This window comes from Macrococcus brunensis, assembly GCF_004359615.1.
In the GTDB taxonomy this organism is placed as follows: domain Bacteria; phylum Bacillota; class Bacilli; order Staphylococcales; family Staphylococcaceae; genus Macrococcus; species Macrococcus brunensis.
Map to the genome: position 1 here is coordinate 52,791 of NZ_SCWA01000001.1, position 22,971 is coordinate 75,761.

Annotated in this window: 22 protein-coding genes; 6 read left to right on the forward strand and 16 right to left on the reverse strand. The window is 42.3% G+C overall.

Annotation, left to right across the window (positions count from 1 at the left end; translation table 11 throughout):
• Positions 1-75: 75 nt before the first annotated feature.
• From uvrA to ERX27_RS00365, 13 genes are all read right to left on the reverse strand, one after another.
• The gene (gene uvrA / locus ERX27_RS00305) at positions 76-2,904 is read right to left on the reverse strand and encodes an excinuclease ABC subunit UvrA (protein ID WP_133430813.1); all 2,829 of its coding nucleotides are present in this window, start codon (positions 2,902-2,904) and stop codon (positions 76-78) included.
• A 4-nt stretch (positions 2,905-2,908) separates the two neighbouring features.
• The gene (gene uvrB, locus ERX27_RS00310; RefSeq protein ID WP_133430814.1) at positions 2,909-4,885 is read right to left on the reverse strand and encodes an excinuclease ABC subunit UvrB; all 1,977 of its coding nucleotides are present in this window, start codon (positions 4,883-4,885) and stop codon (positions 2,909-2,911) included.
• A gap of 104 nt (positions 4,886-4,989) precedes the next feature.
• Positions 4,990-5,220 carry a DUF2198 family protein gene (locus tag ERX27_RS00315; RefSeq protein WP_133430815.1) on the reverse strand — a complete coding sequence of 77 codons (231 nt, stop codon included), beginning with the start codon at positions 5,218-5,220 and terminating at the stop codon, positions 4,990-4,992.
• 9 nt (positions 5,221-5,229) lie between these two features.
• Entirely contained in the window at positions 5,230-5,769 is a 540-nt protein-coding gene (locus tag ERX27_RS00320) for a TlpA family protein disulfide reductase (RefSeq protein WP_133430816.1), read from the reverse strand.
• An 81-nt stretch (positions 5,770-5,850) separates the two neighbouring features.
• A complete protein-coding gene (locus ERX27_RS00325) occupies positions 5,851-6,285 on the reverse strand; it encodes a CHAP domain-containing protein (protein ID WP_165983029.1) in 435 nt (144 codons plus the stop codon).
• A 159-nt stretch (positions 6,286-6,444) separates the two neighbouring features.
• A complete protein-coding gene (locus tag ERX27_RS00330; RefSeq protein ID WP_133430817.1) occupies positions 6,445-7,377 on the reverse strand; it encodes a C40 family peptidase in 933 nt (310 codons plus the stop codon).
• Between the two features lie 109 nt (positions 7,378-7,486).
• Positions 7,487-7,804: a cytochrome c551 gene (gene cccB, locus ERX27_RS00335; protein ID WP_133430818.1), complete on the reverse strand. Its 318-nt coding sequence runs from the start codon at positions 7,802-7,804 to the stop codon at positions 7,487-7,489.
• Between the two features lie 54 nt (positions 7,805-7,858).
• Positions 7,859-8,960, reverse strand: a protein-coding gene (gene prfB / locus ERX27_RS00340) for a peptide chain release factor 2 (RefSeq protein WP_133430819.1) whose coding sequence is annotated in 2 segments (ribosomal slippage) — positions 7,859-8,887 and positions 8,889-8,960 — 1,101 coding nt in all. Because the reading frame shifts where the segments join, the coding sequence is not laid out codon by codon here.
• Positions 8,960-11,491: a preprotein translocase subunit SecA gene (secA, locus tag ERX27_RS00345; RefSeq protein WP_133430820.1), complete on the reverse strand. Its 2,532-nt coding sequence runs from the start codon at positions 11,489-11,491 to the stop codon at positions 8,960-8,962. Before secA ends, prfB begins: the two co-directional genes overlap by 1 nt.
• 113 nt (positions 11,492-11,604) lie before the next feature.
• Positions 11,605-12,159 (reverse strand): ribosome hibernation-promoting factor, HPF/YfiA family, encoded by a 555-nt coding sequence (hpf, locus tag ERX27_RS00350; RefSeq protein ID WP_133430821.1) that lies wholly within the window; start codon positions 12,157-12,159, stop codon positions 11,605-11,607.
• 65 nt (positions 12,160-12,224) lie between these two features.
• Positions 12,225-12,704 (reverse strand): ComF family protein, encoded by a 480-nt coding sequence (locus tag ERX27_RS00355; protein WP_133430822.1) that lies wholly within the window; start codon positions 12,702-12,704, stop codon positions 12,225-12,227.
• A 176-nt stretch (positions 12,705-12,880) separates the two neighbouring features.
• Positions 12,881-14,095 carry a DEAD/DEAH box helicase family protein gene (locus ERX27_RS00360; RefSeq protein ID WP_133430823.1) on the reverse strand — a complete coding sequence of 405 codons (1,215 nt, stop codon included), beginning with the start codon at positions 14,093-14,095 and terminating at the stop codon, positions 12,881-12,883.
• A 69-nt stretch (positions 14,096-14,164) separates the two neighbouring features.
• Entirely contained in the window at positions 14,165-15,022 is an 858-nt protein-coding gene (locus ERX27_RS00365; RefSeq protein ID WP_133430824.1) for a DegV family protein, read from the reverse strand.
• 122 nt (positions 15,023-15,144) lie between these two features.
• Here ERX27_RS00365 and ERX27_RS00370 point away from each other — a divergent pair, with 122 nt between their 5' ends.
• A complete protein-coding gene (locus tag ERX27_RS00370) occupies positions 15,145-15,774 on the forward strand; it encodes a YigZ family protein (RefSeq protein ID WP_133430825.1) in 630 nt (209 codons plus the stop codon).
• On the opposite strand, the gene ERX27_RS00375 is transcribed toward ERX27_RS00370, so the two are convergent.
• The gene (locus ERX27_RS00375) at positions 15,775-16,818 is read right to left on the reverse strand and encodes a glycosyltransferase family 4 protein (protein WP_133430826.1); all 1,044 of its coding nucleotides are present in this window, start codon (positions 16,816-16,818) and stop codon (positions 15,775-15,777) included.
• Positions 16,819-16,983: 165 nt separating this feature from the next.
• Here ERX27_RS00375 and ERX27_RS00380 point away from each other — a divergent pair, with 165 nt between their 5' ends.
• The 5 genes from ERX27_RS00380 to pepT are packed head-to-tail and all read left to right on the forward strand — an operon-like array spanning position 16,984 to position 21,418.
• Complete coding sequence (locus ERX27_RS00380) at positions 16,984-17,853, forward strand: YitT family protein (RefSeq protein WP_133430827.1); 870 nt, start codon at positions 16,984-16,986, stop codon at positions 17,851-17,853.
• Complete coding sequence (gene gdpS, locus ERX27_RS00385; RefSeq protein ID WP_133430828.1) at positions 17,846-18,907, forward strand: GGDEF domain-containing protein GdpS; 1,062 nt, start codon at positions 17,846-17,848, stop codon at positions 18,905-18,907. Before ERX27_RS00380 ends, gdpS begins: the two co-directional genes overlap by 8 nt.
• Positions 18,908-18,953: 46 nt before the next feature.
• The gene (locus ERX27_RS00390; RefSeq protein WP_239035351.1) at positions 18,954-19,703 is read left to right on the forward strand and encodes a threonine/serine exporter family protein; all 750 of its coding nucleotides are present in this window, start codon (positions 18,954-18,956) and stop codon (positions 19,701-19,703) included.
• The gene (locus ERX27_RS00395) at positions 19,685-20,167 is read left to right on the forward strand and encodes a threonine/serine exporter family protein (protein WP_208001740.1); all 483 of its coding nucleotides are present in this window, start codon (positions 19,685-19,687) and stop codon (positions 20,165-20,167) included. The genes ERX27_RS00390 and ERX27_RS00395 overlap by 19 nt, the downstream gene beginning before the upstream one ends.
• Positions 20,168-20,194: 27 nt before the next feature.
• The gene (pepT, locus tag ERX27_RS00400; RefSeq protein ID WP_133430830.1) at positions 20,195-21,418 is read left to right on the forward strand and encodes a peptidase T; all 1,224 of its coding nucleotides are present in this window, start codon (positions 20,195-20,197) and stop codon (positions 21,416-21,418) included.
• A gap of 28 nt (positions 21,419-21,446) precedes the next feature.
• On the opposite strand, the gene ERX27_RS00405 is transcribed toward pepT, so the two are convergent.
• Together ERX27_RS00405 and ytxJ are read right to left on the reverse strand one after the other, a co-directional pair.
• Positions 21,447-22,514: a glycerate kinase gene (locus tag ERX27_RS00405; RefSeq protein ID WP_165983030.1), complete on the reverse strand. Its 1,068-nt coding sequence runs from the start codon at positions 22,512-22,514 to the stop codon at positions 21,447-21,449.
• Positions 22,515-22,568: 54 nt separating this feature from the next.
• Positions 22,569-22,889, reverse strand: coding sequence for a bacillithiol system redox-active protein YtxJ (gene ytxJ, locus ERX27_RS00410; protein ID WP_133430832.1), 321 nt, complete (start codon positions 22,887-22,889; stop codon positions 22,569-22,571).
• Positions 22,890-22,971: the final 82 nt, after the last annotated feature.

Here is a 22,971-nt window from a genome sequence, read left to right on the forward strand (position 1 = left end):
TGCTTTAATTTTAATGAACTTCCAACTGAAATACAATCAAACAAAAAATCCGCATCGTTCAATGCGGATTTATACTTAATTCTTCGTGCGCTCTATTGCTTTTTTCAAATACTGACCGGTGTAGGATTCCTTCACTTCCATTATCATCTCAGGCGTTCCTTCTGCGAGAATCGTACCCCCGCCGTCGCCTCCTTCTGGTCCTAGATCAATAATGTGGTCAGCCGTTTTAATGACATCGAGATTGTGCTCGATGATGATGACAGAATCACCATTTTCGACCAGCTGATGCAGGACTTTAAGTAAACGGGCAATATCGTCGACGTGAAGACCTGTTGTCGGCTCGTCTAAAATATACAGCGTCTTCCCATTTGAACGACGATGAAGTTCTGATGCCAGTTTAACGCGCTGTGCTTCACCGCCCGATAACGTCGTGGCTGATTGACCCATCGCCACATACCCTAGTCCGACATCCACTATTGTCTTCAATTTGCGACTGATCTTCGGATGATTCTCGAAGAAATGATAGCCGTCTTCCACTGTCATCTCCAGAATATCTGCGATGCTTTTATCCTTGTATGTGACTTCCAGAGTTTCACGGTTATAACGTTTACCATGACAGACTTCACAAGGTACGTAGACGTCAGGCAGGAAGTGCATCTCAATCTTAATGATACCGTCACCTTTACAAGCTTCACATCGTCCACCTTTGACATTGAAACTGAAACGGCCTTTCTGATAACCGCGGAGCTTCGCTTCATTTGTCTGGCTGAATAAATCACGGATGTCATCAAATACACCTGTATAAGTGGCAGGATTTGAACGCGGAGTACGTCCAATCGGTGACTGATCAATATCGATGATTTTATCGATATGTTCAATGCCTTCTATCGAATCGTGGGCACCAGGTTTTCCCTTAGTCTTATAGATTTCCTGCGCCAGTCCTTTAAATAATACATCATTCACTAAAGAACTTTTTCCTGATCCGGATACGCCGGTCACTACTGTCATGACACCTAGCGGAATATCAACATCGATGTCTTTTAAGTTATGACTACGTGCACCTCTGATTTTAATATATCGTCCGTCTGGTTCGCGGCGTGTATCAGGCACATCAATCTGTTTCTTACCGCTTAAATACTGACCGGTAAGTGATTTTGAGTTCTTCATCACCTGTTTTGGAGTGCCGGCCGCTACAATTTGTCCGCCATGAACACCCGCACCCGGTCCGATATCAATGAGGTAATCTGCGACAAGCATCGTGTCTTCATCATGTTCAACAACAATGAGTGTATTACCTAAATCACGCATAGATTCGAGCGAAGAGATGAGTCGGTCGTTGTCGCGCTGATGCAGGCCGATAGACGGTTCATCCAGTATATAAAGGACACCTGTCAGCTGTGAACCAATCTGCGTTGCAAGGCGGATACGCTGCGCCTCACCACCTGACAATGTCCCCGCACGGCGATCCATCGTCAAATATTCCAGTCCGACATTATTCAGAAAAGAAAGTCGGGAAGTGATTTCCTTGATGATTAAATTGGAAATCATCTTCTCTTTTTCTGTCAGTTCAATCTCTTCATAGTATTTAAGAGCCTGACCGATTGAACGTTTAACAACCTGGCCAATATGCTCGCCGTTAATCTTAACAGCCATCGCCTGTTCATTCAGACGGTAGCCTTCGCATGTCTCACAGACCTCTTCTGTCATATATTTACGCATCTGCTCACGTGTAAAATCAGAAGGACTGTCATGGAAACGACGGTCGATATTGTTGACGATTCCTTCATAGGCCATTGTTCTTGAACGGCTGACACCATTATCTTGTCTGAATTTATAAGTTATCTGCTCCGGTGAACCGTAGAGGATAATGTCACGCTCTTTTTTGGTCAGTTTATTAAACGGCTTCTTCATATCAATTTTGAAATGCTTGGCTGTCTGTCTAAGAAGAGACGGATAATATTCCGAGCTGATCGGCTGCCAAGGTACGAGAGCGCCATCAGCGAGACTAATGGATTCATCCGGTATCACGAGACTGAGGTCGACCGTCAGCTTTGTCCCAAGACCATCACAGCTAGGACAGGCACCAAACGGGCTATTGAACGAGAACATCCTTGGTTCCAGCTCATCTATAGAAAAACCACATTTAGGACAGGCATGATTTTCAGAGAACTTCATTTCTTTCTCGCCGATGACATCTATCACCACATTGCCTTCAGCAAGTTCCAGTGCATTTTGCAGAGAGTCCGCTAAACGGCTCTCAATATTCGGTTTGACGACTAATCGGTCAATGATGACATCGATATCATGATTTGATGTCTTCGCTAAGTTAATGTCATCTCCGATTTCCACCATCTCACCATCAATGCGTAGACGGGCATAACCTTTCTTACCGATGTCTTCAATCAGCTTCTTATGTTCACCTTTACGACTGGAAACAATGGGAGCCAGCACTTGTATTTTAGTACGTTCTTCAAGCTCCATAATACGGTCTACTATCTGCTGTATGGTCTGAGATTCTATCTTGATGTTATGGACCGGACAATAAGGTGTCCCGATTCGAGCAAACAACAGACGTAGATAGTCATAGATTTCTGTCACGGTTGATACTGTGCTTCGCGGGTTATTACTAGTCGTCTTCTGATCGATTGAGATAGCTGGGGATAAGCCTTCAATCGTATCAACATCAGGCTTATCCATCTGTCCTAAAAACTGTCTGGCGTAAGCACTTAATGATTCTACATAACGACGCTGGCCTTCTGCATAAATTGTATCGAATGCAAGACTGGACTTACCCGAGCCAGATAAACCTGTCATCACGACAAGCTTATCGCGCGGTATTTTTATATCTACATCTTTAAGGTTATGAGCTCTTGCTCCTTTAACGACAATTTCTTTATTTTTCATAAGTTCACCCTTCTGCTTTCAGTTCAAATAGAATATCACGCAGCTCTGTCGCACGTTCGAAGTCCAGTGCTTTTGCCGCTTCTTTCATTTCGTGTTCGATTTGTTCCATACGGGTTGCACGTTCTTTTTTCGTCAGCTTTTTCTTTGGTTTAGTTTCTTTCACTGATTCATCGGTTTCAACAGAAGCGCTGATAGCATCACGGATTTTCTTATGAATTGTTGTTGGTGTAATACCGTGTTCTTTATTATAGGCTTCCTGAATATCACGTCGACGCTGTGTTTCATCTATAGCTGTACGCATCGAGTCAGTGATTTTATCTGCATACATAATGACTTTCCCGTTTTCATTACGCGCAGCTCGTCCAATTGTCTGAATAAGTGATCTTTCTGAACGCAGGAATCCTTCTTTGTCAGCATCCAGAATGGTAATCAGTGACACTTCCGGTATGTCCAGTCCTTCACGAAGCAGATTGATACCAATGAGGACATCATAGACACCAAGACGCAAATCTCTGATGATCTCTGTTCGTTCCAGCGTCTTAATCTCTGAATGCAGGTAGTTGACTTTAATGCCTGCTTCTTTCAGGTAAGCGGTCAAGTCTTCACTCATTTTTTTAGTCAGTGTCGTAATCAGGACACGTTCTTTGCGTTCGATACGCACGCGAACTTCTTCCATCAAGTCATCAATCTGATGCTGTGAAGGTCGAACCTCAATAATAGGGTCAAGCAATCCTGTCGGACGGATAATCTGTTCAACCATCTCGTCAGTATGTTCAATTTCAAATGGACCGGGCGTCGCAGAAACATAGACAAACTGCTGTGCTTTTTCTTCAAATTCATCAAATTTAAGAGGACGGTTATCCAGTGCGCTTGGCAATCTGAAACCATGATCCACCAGTACCTTTTTACGCGCCTGGTCACCGTTATACATACCGCGAATCTGCGGCAGACTGACGTGCGACTCATCGACCATGATCAACCAGTCATCTCCGAAATAATCCAGTAGTGTATAAGGCGTCGAGCCTTTTGGGCGCAGTGTTAAATGTACAGAATAGTTCTCGATACCTGAACAGAAACCCATCTCACGCATCATCTCAATATCATAGTTTGTACGCTGCTCGAGACGCTGGGCTTCCAGCAGTTTATTTTCGGCGCGAAATACTTTCAGCTGTTCTTCCAGCTCTTTTTCAATACGTTCGATGGCTACTTTCATTTTTTCTTCTCGTGTAACGAAGTGACTGGCCGGGAAGATAGCGAAGTGTTCACGCTCTTTCAGCACTTCACCTGTTAAATAGTTGATCTCACGTATTCTATCTATTTCATCACCGAAAAACTCGACACGCACACACTGCTCATCACGTGAGGCAGGAAATATCTCGACGACGTCCCCGCGTACACGGAATGTCCCGCGCTGAAAGTCAATATCGTTTCTTGTGTACTGAATATCTACAAGCTTACGGAGCAGCGCATTACGATCCATCTCCATACCTGTTCTTACGCTGACCACCATATCCTTGTATTCTTCCGGGTTACCGAGACCGTAAATACAACTCACCGATGCAATGATGATTACATCATCCCGCTCAAAAAGTGCACTTGTCGCTGAGTGACGTAATTTATCGATTTCATCGTTAATTGAGGCATCTTTTTCTATAAATGTATCTGTAGAGGGAACATACGCTTCCGGCTGATAGTAATCGTAGTAGCTGACAAAATATTCAACGCGGTTATCAGGGAAAAACTCCTTAAACTCACTGTACAGCTGACCTGCAAGCGTCTTATTATGCGCAATAATCAATGTGGGTTTGCCGACTGCCTGGATGATGTTACTCATTGTAAACGTCTTACCTGTACCTGTTGCACCGAGCAATGTCTGATAACGTTTACCTTCTTTAATACCGGCTACAAGCTTTTTAATCGCTGCCGGCTGATCCCCACCGGGCTTAAATTCTGACTGTAGTTTAAATGGATGATGTTCCATGTAACCCCTCCTTAACGTATCTATTTTAGCAAATATAACCTTAAAAATACAAACATCTGTTCGCTCTCAAAATAAAAACACGTTCGCATTTGCGACCGTGTCTATTAATAATGACTCGTTTGATCCAGCTTCAGCTGATCAACTGCAAAATAGCCCAGCATCAGCGAGAGAGTATCAAGAAACACAATCATTTCTGAATGAAAAAAGCCTTTGTAGACAGATACCCCTATCACTAAAGCGGCTAACGCTAATCCTGTATATTTATTTTTTATCATCATACTGAACATAATCACCATGATAGCCGGCAGAAAAGAAGCAAGTATATACCATATCATAATACTGATCTATGATCTCCCTTCCACTTCCTGAACAAGAGTCTCCAGTTTACTGGCATCCAGTTCGCCGACATAAGTCGAGAGGACCTTACCCTCTTTACTCACAAAAATAGTTGTCGGTATATTATAGATTTTGTAATATTTGACCATATCCTCAGTACCAGTAACAATCGAGTAATCAGGCTGATACTTCTTAAGAAACGCGTCTCGTCCCTTTTCTTTATCCTGGACGTTCATTCCTATCAGCTTAATGTGATTCGGCTTCTGCTGATTGTATTTGATCAGTTCAGGCATTTCTTTATTACATGGTTCACACCAGGAGGCCCAGAAATTAATGATATTAATGTCAGCTGTCAGTTCACGGCCTAAGTTCAGTTTCTCTCCTTCCAAACTCTGCACCGGCTCCTTGCTGATATTGCGGTCGTTTATGTAATGCGCTTGTCCGCTGACTTTCAACTCTGTCGTGTCCTGATTGATGACAGTATATACACTGTATGCCGCCAGCAGCATAAAAATACCGCTCAATACCCACATCAAGATTCTTTTCATATTCTGCCTCCTTCTCCTTCGCTATTATAACAAGAATCCATAAAAAAAAGGATAAACAAATTCGTTTATCCTTTCTAAAAATTAATAGATATATTGGAAATTACGTACTTGATAGCTAGGAATTGTACGGTATGTTTTAACGCCCTGACGTGGATAGTTCATTTCTGATACAACAATTGAACCATTTGTATATTTTTTCTCAACAACTGCTACGTGACCATAGTAGCCTAATTGTGAAACAAGGACAGAACCTTTAATAGGTTTACGGCTCACCGTATAACCGTAGCGTGATGCATTGTATGCCCAGTTTCTTGCATTGCCCCATTGGTTGGAAACATAGCGTCCGAGTTGAGCACGACGATTGAATGCGTAGTATGCACAGCTGCCCCATGTGTAGTAGTTAGCCGCTTTATATTTTACAGGATTTGAATAAGCTTGAGCAGTAGGCTGTTCAACAGCAGTAGAGATAGTCAGTAACATAAGGACAGTTAAGATCGACAGCATCATTTTTTTCATCGTGAATTGTTCCTCCAACATTTTCTTAGTAAGATGATAATAGCATAGAAAATGAGAGCAAAATTCGATGTTACTTAAGCGTAATATAACTGTTACCTATTATATACTTATAGACATATTTCTATAAAATTAAACAAAAAAGACAGCTTTCGCCGTCTTTTAATATCTATAATAACCTGTCACACTACCGTTAATATAACTGACTGCACGCTGCTTAACGCCTTCTTTCGGATTTAGAGCATCCACCATCTGGCCGTTGCCAATATAGATACCTACGTGACTGCCCTCATTAAAGAAGACAAGATCTCCTGCAACTGGAGAAGTGACTCGTTTTCCAACTGCCATCTGCTGGTAAGTCGTCCGTGGCAGAGATTTACCCATAGCAGCGAAAACTTGTTGAGCAAAAGAAGAACAATCGACTTGTGTAGATGAATTGGCACCATAGACATAAGACTTATTGGCTGCAATTTTCAGTGCAATCTGAGCAATGCGGTTTGAAGAAGGTATTTTGACTTCTGACCGTTCGAGTTTTGTTTCAGTATCTGTGGCATCAAAATGATATGTTTCAGGTGAGATAAAATTGTTCTCTTCATCGTGTGGTCTGATGATCGGTGAGTCAGATTCTGCTGATTCAAAATCATAAGTTTCCGGGGAGATGACGTTGACTTCTTCATCATACGGTCTTATAACAGGCGCTGCTGCTTGTTCAGGTTCTGATTTAACGGTGATGGTTGGTTCAGCGGCCTGGTCTCGTCCTTCTGCAGCGGGTTCTGTAATTTTAGCTTCAGACTTTTTTTCAGTTTTGACAATATCGATTTTCGGATCCAGCATCGTTTTAAGTTCATGTGACTTTTTCACTTTTTTCTCATCAACAATTAAGATTTTACCTGGTTTTAATTGATTTGATTTAAGGTTGTTCCATTTTTTGAGACGTAACGTAGAAATTTCATATTTATCAGCTACTTTTAATAATGTATCGCCTTTTTTCACTTTATATTCTCCGGCATGCGCTTTTTCAGCTGCATCTGCGCCGGCTATAGATGTCACTGATAATGTTGTTGCTAAAGTCAGTGTTAAGATTACTTTCTTCATATAAAAAAATTCCCCCGCCTTTAAATCAAATTCACAAATTTGATTCAAATATAGCACAGGGGAACCTGTAAAGATATAGACTCAATGATATCTTTATATAACTGTAATATTACTTCTGTTTGCTTAAATATTCAGCAATTTTATCGACGTCTTCGCCCTGAGCCTGACCTTTAGGCATATTGCCTTTACCATTTTTGATGATATCTGCAATTTCTGCTTTAGAGTATTTAGCGCCTACCTGAGTGAGGTTCGGGCCGCTTGCACCTTCTAAGTCTTTACCATGACAGCCGACACATGAATTATTCTGGAACGCTGTTAATCCAGGATCTGCGTTACTATTATCTGCTGTTTTCGTCTCTTCTCCGTTGCCACACGCTGCAAGAGCTAGCGTTCCTGCTAAAACTGTACCTACTAACCATTTTTTCATCAGCAATTCCCCCTTTTTATTTACACTTACCATTATAATACATCTGCTAAACCATTACAGCTGACTTTTTAAGTAAGCATCAATAAAAAGTGAGATGTCGCCATCCATGACGGCTGATGTGTTTCCTGTTTCAGCGTTTGTCCTGTGGTCCTTGACCATTGAGTACGGGTGGAAGACGTAAGAACGAATCTGAGAACCCCAGCCAATTTCTTTCTGTTCACCACGTATAGCAAGCATCTCTGCTTCCTGCTCTTCCAGTTTACGCTGGTAGAGCTTCGCTTTCAGCATCTTCATCGCCTGTTCACGGTTTTTGATCTGTGAACGTTCGTTCTGACAAGTCACCACAATACCGGTCGGCTGATGGGTAATACGAACGGCGGAGTCAGTCGTATTGATGTGCTGCCCACCTGCGCCTGTCGCACGGTACGTATCCACACTGATATCTTCCGGATTAATCTCGATCTCAATATTATCGTTATCAAATTCAGGCACCACTTCACATGAAGCAAAAGATGTATGACGCCGGCCAGATGAATCAAATGGTGATATACGCACAAGACGATGGACGCCTTTTTCGGCTTTTAAATAACCATAAGCGTTGTGTCCTTTGATCAATAGCGTCACACTTTTAATACCTGCCTCGTCTCCCGGCTGGTAATCAATGGTCTCTACTTTAAAACCTTGTTTATCGCTGAAACGCTGGTACATGCGTAATAACATGGCACCCCAGTCCTGCGACTCCGTACCTCCGGCACCTGGATGAAGTTCAAGGATGGCATTGTTAGCATCATATTCACCATCTAACAGCATCTTCAGTTCAAACTGATCGACATCCTCGCTGAGACTTCTTAAGTTTTCAGCGATTTCTGCTTCCATCTCTTCATCACTTTCTTCTTTAACCATCTCAAGCATGACTTCAATATTTTCTTTTTCTTCAGCCAGCGCTTTATAGCCATTGACCACTTCTTTTAAGGCATTACTTTTATTGATGATGTCCTGAGCTTTGTTTGCATCGTCCCAGAAGCCTGGATCAGCCATCATTTCATCGTATTCCTGTATATTCGTCTCTTTTTCCTCTAAGTCAAAGAGACCCCCTGAAACTATTTAATTTTTCATCTATTGATGAAAGAGTATTCTTGATTTCGAATGCTTCCATTAATTCTCATCTCTTCCGTGACAGTTTTTGTATTTTTTGCCGCTGCCGCATGGACAAGGTTCATTTCGTCCGATAGTCGGCTCAGCCTGCTTAGGCTGTTTCTTCACTTTTTCTTTACCATCATTTGCGACCATGGCTTCGCCTTGAGCCACTTGTTCACGCTCTACCTGCTCACCTTTATCGATGATGGATTTAAGTACATATTTAGAAACGTCATCTTCAATGTTATCAAGCATATCTTCAAACATTGTGAGACCTTCATTCTGATATTCACGTAGCGGGTTGATCTGACCGTATGAACGTAAATGGATACCTGTTCTCAGCTGATCCATCGTATCGATATGATCTGTCCACTTCATATCAATCGTACGAAGGAGAATCATGCGCTCAAATTCATGCATCTGTTCGCCCAGTTGAACTTCCTGGCGTTTATACTGTGCATCAATATGATCCATGACGACATTATATATTTCATCGTTATCACGGCGGGCAATTTCTTCTTCTTTTAAGTCGCCCTCAGGAATATACATGTCTTCAATGTAATTGATGAATGTTTCGTAGTCCTGCCGACCGTCTTCCCCTGTGAAATGCGCGTTAACTGCACGACGGACTGACTCCTGAATCATTGAATGAACCTGAGCTGAACAGTCTTCCTGCTCTAAGATGTCATTACGTTCTTTATAGATAATTTCACGTTGTTTACGCAGTACATCATCATATTCAAGGACACGTTTACGGCTGTCATAGTTATTCCCCTCTACTCGTTTCTGAGCAGATTCTACAGCACGTGACACCATTTTAGATTCAATCGGTGCCTCGTCATTCATGCCGAGACGCGTCATCATATTCTGCATACGCTCAGAACCGAAACGGACCATAAGTTCATCCTGCAGTGACAGATAGAAACGACTGAAACCTGGGTCTCCCTGACGACCTGCACGACCACGAAGCTGATCATCGATACGACGAGATTCGTGACGTTCTGTACCGATAACTGCGAGCCCACCGATTTCCTGAACACCTTCACCGAGTTTAATATCTGTACCACGACCAGCCATGTTCGTTGCAATCGTCACAGCGCCTTTTTGGCCCGCGTTCGCTACAATCTCTGCTTCTCGCTCATGATTTTTGGCATTCAGTACATTATGACGGATGCCACGCTTTTTAAGCAGATCTGAAATATATTCACTCGTTTCAACTGCTACAGTACCTAACAGAACGGGCTGTCCTGCTTTATGACGGGCAATCACTTCTTCAACTACAGCTCCAAGTTTCCCTTTTTCTGATGCGAAGATTAAATCGGCATTATCTTCACGCGCAATTGGTTTATTCGTTGGAATCTGTGTGACAACCATATTGTAAATACTGATAAATTCCTCTTCTTCTGTTTTCGCTGTCCCTGTCATACCGGACAGTTTGTTATACATACGGAAGAAGTTCTGGAATGTAATTGAAGCCATCGTTTTAGATTCGTTTTGAATCTCCACGCCTTCTTTTGCTTCAATGGCCTGATGGACACCATCAGAAAAACGGCGACCAGGCATTGTACGTCCAGTGAACTGGTCGACGATAACAATTTCACCATCTTCAACGACGTAATCCACATCTTTCAGCATAGAGCGATGAGCTTTCAGTGCAATATTGATGTGATGCATCAGGCTGACATTTTTCACGTCATATAAGTTATCCACTTTGAACATTTTCTCTGCTTTATCAATACCGCTTTCTGATAACTGGATGCCTTTTGTTTTTTCATCATAGTTATAATCCACATCAGGTTTCAGCATCTTAACGAAGACATTTGCCTGAATATACATACCTGTTGACTTCTCAGCCTGACCAGAGATAATCAGAGGCGTTCTCGCTTCATCAATCAGGATAGAATCGACCTCATCGATGATGGCAAAGTTAAGTGGACGCATGACCCGTTCTTCACTATACGTCACCATGTTATCCCGTAAGTAGTCGAAGCCGAGTTCATTATTCGTGCTGTATGTAATATCAGCCGCGTAAGCTTCACGTTTCTCAGCCGTTGTCTTACTATTTAAGTTAAGACCGACAGACAGGCCGAGGAAATTATAAAGCTGTGCCATTTCTTCAGACTGCGTGCTTGATAAGTATTCATTGACGGTAACTACATGCACACCTCGTCCTGTCAGTGCATTTAAATAGACGGGCATTGTAGCCGTCAGTGTCTTACCTTCACCGGTCTTCATCTCTGCGATATCCCCGCGATGAAGAACAGTCCCACCCATGATCTGTACAGGGTGAGGGAACATTTTAAGGACACGCATCGATGCCTCGCGCACCACCGCGAAAGCTTCCGGTAAAATGCGATCGAGATAATCCTGCTGTGCTCTATAATCTTCTATTTCTTTCAGTTCATTCTGATACATAACGGTCATGTTTTTCAGTTCATCATCTGTTTTTGCTGCCATGACATCTTTGAAACCATCAACTTGATCTGCAATTTTAGACAATGATTTTACTTCACGTTTATTGCCGTCAAACATCTTTTTAATGAATCCCATGTTTTTCTCTCCTTTAGTTACCATCTACAACAATTAATAATACCATTTATTTAATTGTTATAAAAACATAACGGCATGAAAAATCCCCTTTTACAATTAAGAGGGGATTCAAGTTATTCAGCTGATGTTTCGATTAAACCATACTTACCATCTTTACGACGGTAGACAATGTTAGTTCCGTTTGTCTCTGCATCATTGAAGATGTAGAAATCATGACCCAGCATATTCATCTGAAGTACCGCTTCTTCAGAGTCCATCGGTTTTAAATCGAACTGTTTAGAACGGATGATTTCGATTTCAGGTTCTTCCTCTTCTTTTTCTGTTTCAGGGAAGACAGGGAAAACATCTTTTTCAATTCCTTTTTCGCGGAATTTACGATTAACTTTTGTTTTGTGTTTTCTGACCTGGCGTTCTAATTTTTCAACAATCAGATCGACTGCCGCATATAAATCATCATGACGTTCTTCTGCGCGAAGCGTCACATTTTTAAGCGGGATAGTGACTTCAATTTTAGAGCGAGAATCTTGGTAAGTCTTAACTTTGACATGTGCATTCGCATCCGGCACATTAGCAAAGTAACGCTCAAGTTTACTTAATTTCTCCTCGATGTGGTTACGGATTGCATCTGTTACTTCAATATTCTCTCCGTGAATTTCATATCTGATCATAATGAAACAACTCCTTATGAAACCTATTCTGTGGTGTTTCTTCCTACCTTTATTTTAGCATATTATCAAGGTCTTGCAAGCGCTAACACTTCAACCGTATGAACACCTTGTGACCGAAGAATCTCGGCTGCATGATGCACAGTCAGGCCTGTCGTATAGATGTCATCGATAAGAAGAACACGACCGTGGACCTGGCTCGAGACCGTAAAAGGATTCACTTGTTTCAACCGTTCTTTTTTAGTCAGTTCAGACTGCTTTATCCGACTTGCCATTGTCAGAGAGTGACAAAGTGTCACCGGCAGATGTGACAGAATTTCTTCCATTTGACTGAAGCCGCGCGTCTTTAGTTTCTCCGCGCTAGTAGGTAATGCGATAACGGCGTCAAACGATTTCATGTAGGATACATGGCCACGCAGCAAATAGGCGAATATTTGAGCGAGCTTAATATCACCTCTACCTTTATATGCATGAATCACCTCTTTCATGAAATCATTGTAATCAAATAACACCTGAATCCGGTCCAGCGGCTGAAAATACTGATGCATGAACAGACAGTCTCTGCAGGTTTCCTCATCAATCAGGAGTCTATGACAGTGCGTACAACGCGGTCCTTGTATTTTTTCAAAAGATGCTTCGCATTCACTGCAGATGATTTGCGGCGCTTGAAAGTAGTTGCTAAGGAACAAGGTTTCATTTACTTGCTGAAAACAGATCAGGCACCTCAGTCGATCCACCCTCTTTTCTTCGCATTCAGATTCATCGTCCTGATTTCCTTTACAGCTAGCTGCATATCTCTTGAGACACCATCATGAAAGAATTTGACCGTTCCGTCATAAGGTATAAACTTGCGATCGACCCGTCCGGACATCTGGACCAGACATTCAGCTGTATAGGATTCTGCCCCTATGACGTAGACATCCAGATTTGCCATCGTAAAGCCGCGTTCCAGGATGGTTGTCGTAAATATGATGGCGTGATGTCCAGCCCGAATGGCTTCAACTTTTTCATGTCTCAAGGCATCAGAAGCATAAACTGTCACCGGACTGAAGTCGCTATATACTTCTGCTGCTTTCTCCATATCCGAGATATTGTTGAAAAAGACCAGCAGATAAGTGTCAGGCCGTCGTTTCAGAAAAGGAGTCAATCCTCCTTTCATCAGCCGCCTCTTCGACAGATATTTGTAACTCGGAACAGGCAAAGGTCTCCTATGATATCTTGCGGGCAGAACAACTGTCACATCTTGCATATCCTTTTGCATCTTCTTTGGGGGCGTCGCTGTCAGATAAATAATAGCGGCATCTTTTTCAGCGGCACGTTCTATCGTCTTTTGAAGTCGTTCATCCATCGGTAAGGGAAATGCATCCACTTCATCGACAATCACCAGTCCGAAATGGTGCTGATACTTGACCAGCTGCTGGACGGTACTGATGACAAAAGTACTGCTGTACTTAAGTGTCTGTCCCTGATAAAGAACATCTATCTCTGTATTAAAGTAATCACTCATCCGCAGAAAAAGCTCCTTGACGACATCTACACGCGGAGAGACCAGTGCAACGCTTTGCCCGTTCTGCCGCGCTACTTTTATTCCTTCTATAATCATCTCCGTCTTCCCTGCACCCGTGACCGCATGAAGTAGCTTTCTGCCTCCTTTTATCACTGTTTCCACTATTTCATGACTGGCATATTGCTGCTGGTCGGTCAGCTCAAAGTCCAGCTGATATTCGACATCATCAACAACATCAGGCAGCTCTAGTAAATCATAGAATGTCTCCGTTGAAGAGTATGTCATGCGAATGCAGGCCCGGCAGTAAATGACTGCTTTTTCAAAGCGGTGATGATAGAACTGATGAAACAGTTCCTTTTCTTCATTCATACAGTAGTGACAGCGTTCATCTTTTACACCTTGAATTGCTTTCCCTTCTATAAGTAAGCTCATTTTCTCCTCCAAATAAAAAAGCACACTTAAATAAGTGTGCTGTCATAAAATATTAAGAATAAAAACAGTTTACAATTTTAAATCACGTTTAACCATGCCAAGTGCCATCGCACCTTCACCTAAGTGAGTCGCGATAACCGGCGTTACATCTGCTACGATGAAATGAATATCCGGGAATCTCTTCTGAACATCTTTCAGCCATTCAAGCGCTTCTTCTTCTGCATTCGCATGTAGAACACACCCTGTTGCTGTTGTTTCACCGTCCAGAAATTCCGCCATCAATTCTTCAATGCGTTTCAGTGCTTTCTTTTTCGTTCTGACTTTTTCTGCAGCAACTATTTTAGTCTCTACAAAATGCAGAATCGGCTTAACTTGCAGCATACTGCCAACAAAGGCTTGAGCCCCTGTTAAACGGCCACCCTTTTTAAGGTTCTTCAGATCATTGACCATGAAATAGGCGACATGATTTCTAACCATCGACTGAAGTTCTGCCACTATCTCATCAATAGAAGCGCCTTCTTCAATCATCTGAGCAGCTCTGAAGCACAGAAAAGCCTGTGGTGTCAGTGAAATTTCTGAATCCACGGCATGAACGTTGATGCCTTCCACCATATCGCCTGCTGTAATAGCACTCTGATACGTACCGCTGATACCACTGGATAAATGCACAGCGATAACATCTGTGTAACCTGCTGCTTTCAGTTCTTCCAGTTTATCCACGTACTCACCGACCGCTGGCTGGCTGGTCGTCGGCAGTTCACTTTCTGTACGCATTCTGCTGTAGAATTCCTCCTTGGACATATCTACATTTTCACGGTAAGCCTGTCCATGAAATAAGACATTCAGATAAACTTCATGAATGTGATAACGTTCTTTCATTTCGTCGCTGATATTTGCGGTTGAATCTGTTAATACTGCAATTTTCATGACTTCCCTCCTTACAGTTCCCCACAAGTGTATCATACCATTTTTATCCTAAAAATAAAGTTAAAGCATTGTTGATGTGTTGCAAGTTGACTATACTGAAAAAGAATATGGAGGAATGCTTAATGGAGAACTATATTACGATTAAACAGGACTTTGAAACAGAAGAACTGATCAGTAAATCACGTTTTATTACTTACTTATTTAAAGTAGAGGACGAGGAAGAAGCGAAGAAGCGAATAGCTGAAATCAAATCGCTGCATAAGTCCGCGAATCATAACTGCTCTGCCTACACGATAGGTGATCAGCATCAGATACAGAAGGCAAGTGATGACGGTGAACCCTCTGGTACAGCAGGCGTTCCTATGCTTGAGACACTCAAAAAAGAAGATGTCCATAATGTTGTCGCTATTGTCACGCGTTACTTTGGCGGCATCAAACTCGGTACAGGCGGGCTCATTCGTGCTTATCAGTCAGGTGTAACAGACGCCATCAAAGCAGCCGGTAAAGTAAGAATCCAGAATGCCATACTTTATGAAGTGACTTTAAACTATGATCAGACGGGCCGTTTTGAATACGATATAGCGGACCAGCCTTATGAAGTTGTCGGTCAGACGTATACAGACAAAGTGACTTACAGCATCCATGTGACTGCTGAAGACACAGAAAAATTCGAAAACTTTGTCAGTGAGAATACACAGGGACAAGGGCAAATAAAAAAAGAAGCAGAACTCATGCTTCCTTTTCCAATCTAGCTATTTAATGATTTTTCGGCAGAGCTTGATGAACGGCTTATAGTTATCATCAATTAATCCGGTAAACTCAACAATCATTTCAATTGTAAATAAAATAAGTAGTGTCATGACTATAGCGCCCACATTAGTTGATAGATAGAGAATGACAGATGCCGAACTGAATAGCAGTGCTATAGAATAAATCAGGATAACGGTCTGTGGATGTGAGTATCCATGATCGAGTAATTTATGATGCAGATGAGACTTATCCGCCTGCATGACCGGTTGTCCTTTCATGTAACGTCTGATCATCGCGAATACCATATCGATGAACGGCACACCTAAAATAATAATCGGGAATAAGAGGGAGATCAGCGTGATATTCTTGAACCCAAGCAGACTGAGGACACCGATAATAAAGCCGAGCATCAAAGCGCCGTTGTCACCTAGAAAGATCTTAGCCGGATAAAAATTATAGCGAATAAAACCGAGCAGAGAACCAATCAGTACGCTACAGATCATTAAAATAAAAATGTTGCCCTGAAAAATAGCAATGAGACCGATAGTACCAAGTGCAATCATGGAGACACCCGACGCCAGTCCATCGAGTCCATCCACTAAATTGATGGCATTTGTCACGGCGACTATCCAGAGAATCGTCACAGGGACACTGAGAACACCGAACTGGATAATGACACCAAACGGTAACGTGATCAAGTCAATCGTAATCCCGTGATAGACAACGACCAGACTGATTAAAATCTGACCGATCAGTTTAACGATAGGTTTTAAATCAAATATATCATCAATAAGGCCGAGCAAATTAATGAGGATAGCACCAATCACTAACGGTACGATCTCCTCTTCTATCGGCTGCGCAATTTTAATACCGATTAAAAATGAGATAAGAAGTGCCAGTCCACCGATAACGGAAACAGGCGCTTTATGAACTTTACGTATATTAGGTTTGTCCATTGCACCGATATAGGGCGAGACCCAGATTAAAAGCGGTGTCAGACAGAATGAAATAGCTGCTGTAATAAGAATCAGCTTTAAGGTAAACATAGACCACCTCGAGGTTTATCTTATCTTTAAATATAGCATAATCGTATTCAACTAGGAATTATATTAAATATTTATTAAGACGCCTGGTCACATTGACGAATGGTCATTTATGACTCATAATAAGACGGTTAATGAAAAAATACAATTTTTAAGAAGGAGGATTATATGAAAAATCCGGTTTTAAGAGATTACTTCTATATGATTATGGGCTCTATTTTAGTCGGTATCAGCTATAACTTTTTCCTGCTCCCTTCTGAGATAGCAGCAGGTGGTATATCTGGTGTTAGTACCATCCTTTATAATGCGTTTCATATTCAGCCTTATTTGACACAGGCTCTCATTAATATCCCCATCTTTATTGCCGGATGGATTATTCTCGGACGTTCGTTCAGTCTGAAGACAGCTATTGCGACTTTCCTGATCCCCTTCTTTATTTTTATCTCGAAAGATTTTGTTGTTCACGGAGTGCATAATTCACTGCTTGGTGCGATATACGGGGGTATCGTTCTCGGTATAGGGCTCGGCCTCGTTTACCGGGGTAAAGGCTCAACAGGAGGCACCGCAACCCTTGCTCAGATCGTCAAAAAATATACGTCGTTATCCAGCGGTTTCTGTCAGCTGATCGTTGATGCGGTCGTTGTACTGATGAGTGCATTTGTTCTGAGCTTTGAGTCTGCCCTTTATGCTTTGATGTCAATTTATGTGACAAGCAAGGTCATTGATTTCGTCGAACTGAAAGCAGGCGATAACAAGCTCGTCTTCATCATCACAGACCAGGAAGCTGTTGTCGGCCAGCTGATTTATGACACTGTAGAACGGGGTTATACGAAAATCAATTCCATGGGTGGTTTCACCGGTGCAGAGAAAGCGTTACTGTTTTCTGTCATGGAGCAACGGGAAGCGATTTATTTCAAGCAGGTCATCAATGACGAAAACATTGATGCCTTCACCGTCTTCCTCAGTGCCTCTGATATCATTGGACGTGGATTCTCAAAAGAGAAAAACTTTATGACTAAGGATGTGCCACATGATTGAGAGCCTGATATTTAACGTTGCTATTACAATCAGTGGATTCTATCTTTTTCACCGCCTGCAGTTTTTTGAAGAAAAAGAAATCGTCTTTTCAAAAAACTATATAACCATGCTGATGACATTTATCAGCTGTCTGTTATTGACTAATCCACTTCAGTTCGATGAGGTCACTTTTGTTCTTGCATTTGTTCCTTTATTATTTCTTGCTCGCTACACTAACTTTATCTATACGATGGTCGGTGCTGTCGTGACCAGTCTGGTTGCTGTCTTCTGGCTTGGCTACGATCTGGATATTGCGATTATCCTCCTTATCATTGCAGCTGTCACAGGGATGATAGGCCCGTTTCTATCCTATTCACACTTTGTCAGCATCCAGTGGCTGACAGCTATCAGTCTCGCTATTATTGCAGCAAGTCTGTATTTCAGAGATTTAAATAACCCGTTAGAGTATTTCATTCTCATATTCTGTTCTTCTTTTATTCTGTCAATCTGCAGCAGCCTGATGTTTGTGGATATATGGCGAATTTCTCAATTGATTCAGCGCTATGAAAATGAAAAGACGATGGATTATTTGACAGGGCTCGGCAACGTCAGAGAATTTGACCGCTCACTTAATAAACTGAGCTACGAAGCTGAGCACCGCACGATTGCTCTTTTACTGATAGACATCGACGGCTTTAAAGACGTTAATGATGCTTACGGCCATAATGCAGGAGACGCCGTTTTAAGACAGATGGGACAGGTCCTGACAAACTATATCCCTAGAACCATGAAAGCTTATCGTAACGGCGGTGAAGAATTTTCCGTTATTCTGACAGATGTCACTCTTGACGCTGCGATTAAGCTCGCTGAGAGTATTCGTAAAGGCGTCAAAAATTCTGCCTTTCATTTACCCAATAAAGAAACAATTTCCTTGACTGTATCCATCGGTGTTGGGTATCTTCAAGAAAAGGATATCAAATCGCATCGCAAAATCTTTAAAGATGCAGATGATACGCTTCATGCTGCTAAAGAACAAGGACGCGACACAGTGATGTTCAATCCAATTATTAAATAACAGAAAGTCTCCTTTCTGTTATTTTTTTATGAACAAGGAGGTCAAAATGAATCAGATAGATGAAAACAAAGTGGTCGCCGTTGTTTTACTCGCCGGTAAGATCTTACTTGAAAGCGGTGCAGAAACGTACCGCGTCGAAGATACTATGACACGAATTGCGAGACACTATGGGCTTCATTCCACCCATAGCTTTGTCACACCTACCGCCATCATTTTCTCTGCTTCTACAGAGTCTCCGTCAAGGCTGCTTCGGGTCTTATCAAGAACGACAGACCTCGAAAAAATCGTAGAAACGAATGAAATATCACGTGCCATTACAGCGGATATATTGTCACTCGAGACCGCACATGATGCGCTTCAGGATCTATCTGACTCCAATAAGCACTTTCCTTACTGGCTGCGCATGTTATCAGCGGCTATTGTCAGCGGCCTGTTTCTGATTATGTTCAACGGAGATTTCAGAGATATCGTTCCAAGTGTTATAGCGGGAGGTATCGGGCTGATGGTTGCTGAATTCATTCAGGAGCATACCCGCTTGAAATTCTTCGCTGAATTTGCCGGCGCATTTGTTATTGCGATGACCGCTCTACTCGCAGTCAATTTTTTAGGCGGTGTCTCCTTGAATAAAGTGATTATTTCTGCTGTGATGCCGCTTGTGCCCGGGGTTCTCATTACGAACGCCATTCGGGATCTCATGGCAGCGCACCTTCTCGCCGGTGCCGTTAAAGGCGTCGAAGCCAGTCTGACCGCATTCGCAATAGGAACGGGGGTTGCAGTATGTCTGATTTTACTTTAGAAATTCTCTGGTTCATCCTGCAGTTTATCACGAGCTTCTTTGCGACTATTTTCTTCGCAATTGTTTTCAATGCACCTAGGAAGCTCCTGCTGCCATGTGGCTTTGTTGGTGCAGTCGGCTGGATAGTCTACTATGTCCTCTTCACTTACGACGTCTCAGCTGTGACCGCTTCATTTGCGGGAGCGCTTCTTCTTGGCGTCATGGCCCATCTGATGAGCCGGTATTATAAACAGCCGGTCATCATCTTCTATGTGGCCGGTATCATTCCTCTTGTCCCAGGTGGCCTTGCTTATGACGCAACAAAAAATCTGATCATCAATGACTATGATACAGCCATTCAGAATGGTATTAAGGTTGCACTGATATCCGGTGCTATCGCTTTCGGGCTGATCGTCGCTGAAATGATTTTCCATTCCTTCTTCAGAGCGCGCAGATATGTTCGCAGAAGACAAAATTCGTTATAATAAGGGGATAACAAGGGAGGGGTTCAAATGAAACAAGCATTAATCGACCGTCTAAGTCGTTATGTCCAAATTGATACACAATCAGATGCCGCAAGCACGACAACACCATCTACAGAGAAACAGTGGGATTTACTGCACTTACTGGAAAGTGAGATTAAAGCGCTAGGTCTTGAAGTCTCAGTCGATAATCAAGGCTATTTGATGGCGACACTGCCGTCGAATACCGATAAAAAAGTACCGGTTCTCGGTCTACTGGCACATGTGGATACAGCGACAGATTTTACAGGTACACACGTTAAACCACAGATGATCGAGTCTTATGACGGCGCTGATATCACCTTAAAAAGTGGATTAGTCATCTCTAAAGATAAGTTTCCAGAACTTCAGTACTACACTGGCCATACTTTGATGACAACTGACGGCACAACGTTACTCGGTGCTGATAATAAAGCAGGTATCACGGAAATCATGGAAACCATTATCTACCTGCAGAATCATCCAGAAATCAAGCATGGGACTATCCGCTTCGCCTTTACACCAGATGAGGAAATCGGTCGTGGTCCTCACCACTTCGACGTTGAACGTTTTGGCGCTGAATTTGCCTATACGATTGACGGGGGTCGTCGTGGTGAACTGCAGTTTGAAAGCTTTAATGCAGCGGGTGTGGACGTCCAATTTAAAGGCGTCAATGTGCATCCGGGTTCTGCGAAAGATAAGATGGTGAATGCACAAGCACTGGCTATGGCCTTTCATCACCAGCTGCCAGAAGACGAAGTACCTGAACGGACAGAGAACTACGAAGGATTCTATCATTTGGTTGAGATGACTGGTTCTGTCGAGGCTGCTTCTCTCTCTTACATTATCCGTGACCACGATAAAGAAAAATTCAATGCACGTAAAGAAATAATGACACAAGCAGCTAAAACAATTGCAGAGACATATGGAGAAGATGCTGTTCAGATCGATATTCACGACCAGTACTTCAATATGGGTGAGAAAATCAAGCCTTATCCAGAGTTGATTGATATCCCGCTTGAAGTGATGAAGGAACTTGATATTGAACCGATTGTCGAACCGATTCGCGGTGGAACAGATGGTTCACAGCTTTCTTATATGGGACTGCCGACCCCTAACCTGTTCACAGGGGCTGAAAACTTCCATGGCCCTTACGAATACGTTTCAATCGATGATATGGAGAAATCAGTTCATCATATCGTTGGTATCATCAGAAAATTTGAAGAACGCGCATAAAAAGAAGCCACTGATCAGTCAGTGGCTTCTATTTTTTTGCTATAGCAAGTATTGTTTTAATACTGTTCTGCAGCTGTATCCCAAGCTTTAGTTTATCCGTGTCAGTTGACATATCCGGATAGATATTCAGAAAATGCACGGCTTCACTCGGCGGCGCAAACTGCTGTCCGGCCGATAAGTAAATATAAAGCTGAGGACCTGCTTTTTGAGTGATCGCCTGGGCGACAAGTGAACTTTCAGATGGTCTGACGGTTCCTCCGCCGTATATGACAGCATCTGCCTCATCAAGAAGGTCCTTCAGACTGGTTTCCTCAAAAATCATATCTTTTGACGATAGAATCCGTGCATCAAACAGACTTTCAAAAATACTTCTCAGTCCACCTGCATGGCCGCCATTTTTCGGATTAACAGACAGACCCGCTTTTTTATACTGCTCATTTAAATACCAGATGTTATTATCAATGGTCATTTTTACAGCATCTTCTATTATAGAATCTGCCACCTGGCTTTTGTTACCAAAAAGATAATAATCAAGATCGCTGATGACTTTAAATGTACTCTCTGACAGTCGGTCATCCAGTCCACTCAAATCTATTCTTCTGACGTGTTTGATATGTGCTGAAGAAAGCGGACCCGTCATTTTATGGTCATCTATATCAAAGAAAACAGCACCGAGTTTCTCAAGCATTCCGATACCGTAGTCATAAACCTGTGACTCCCCTAGCGCAATGGTAAAAGAACGATAGCCAAGATCTAGACCATTTAATATCATCTGACCGAGTCCATACGAAGAAGTATCCAGCAGATCAGCTGTCTGGCTGAATACACGCGAACAGTCAATATAGAGACAGTCATGGATAAGGGCTGCTGTCACCTCTCGCTGTCTGAGATTGGCATCTTGAATCTGCCAGTTGTACTTGATGCCCTGCTGCCAGGATAATATTCCTTCTATTAAGTGTTTCTGACCATCAAACAAAGGCACACTGATCACATTTGCATTAGGATATACTGTTTTCACACCTTCTTCAATATAACTGGACGCTTCTCCTGAAGTTAATATATCTTCGAAACGATCTATCGCAACTAATATATTCATCATAATCTCCTTTAAAAATAAATAACCAATAGCTAAGCTATCAGTTATCCCTTTTTATTCTTCTGCTGCTGATAATGAAGACACCGTAATATGATTGTGTGAGTCATGCCATGCAACCTGCTGGTCTACAAAGTAGAAGACTTGTGGTGATTCATGTTTGATACCGGTCTTTTCAGCGATATAATTTGAAAGTTCTCTCGCTTCCTGCACGGTCAGATAATACCCGTCCATATCACGCTCATACAGAAAATTGTTAAATTGATCATAAGCATTCAAGGAAATCGGACATGTCAGGGAATGCTTCATCACAAAGACTTTATCATGATCCTGGATGGTCTGTTCGAATTGTTCAATACTATTTAATTTAATAACCATTCTTTCACCTCTTCATTGGTTAACTCTTTATCTTATTTATTTAATACCCCACGTCGCTTTAAATAGTCATGTTATAATCTAA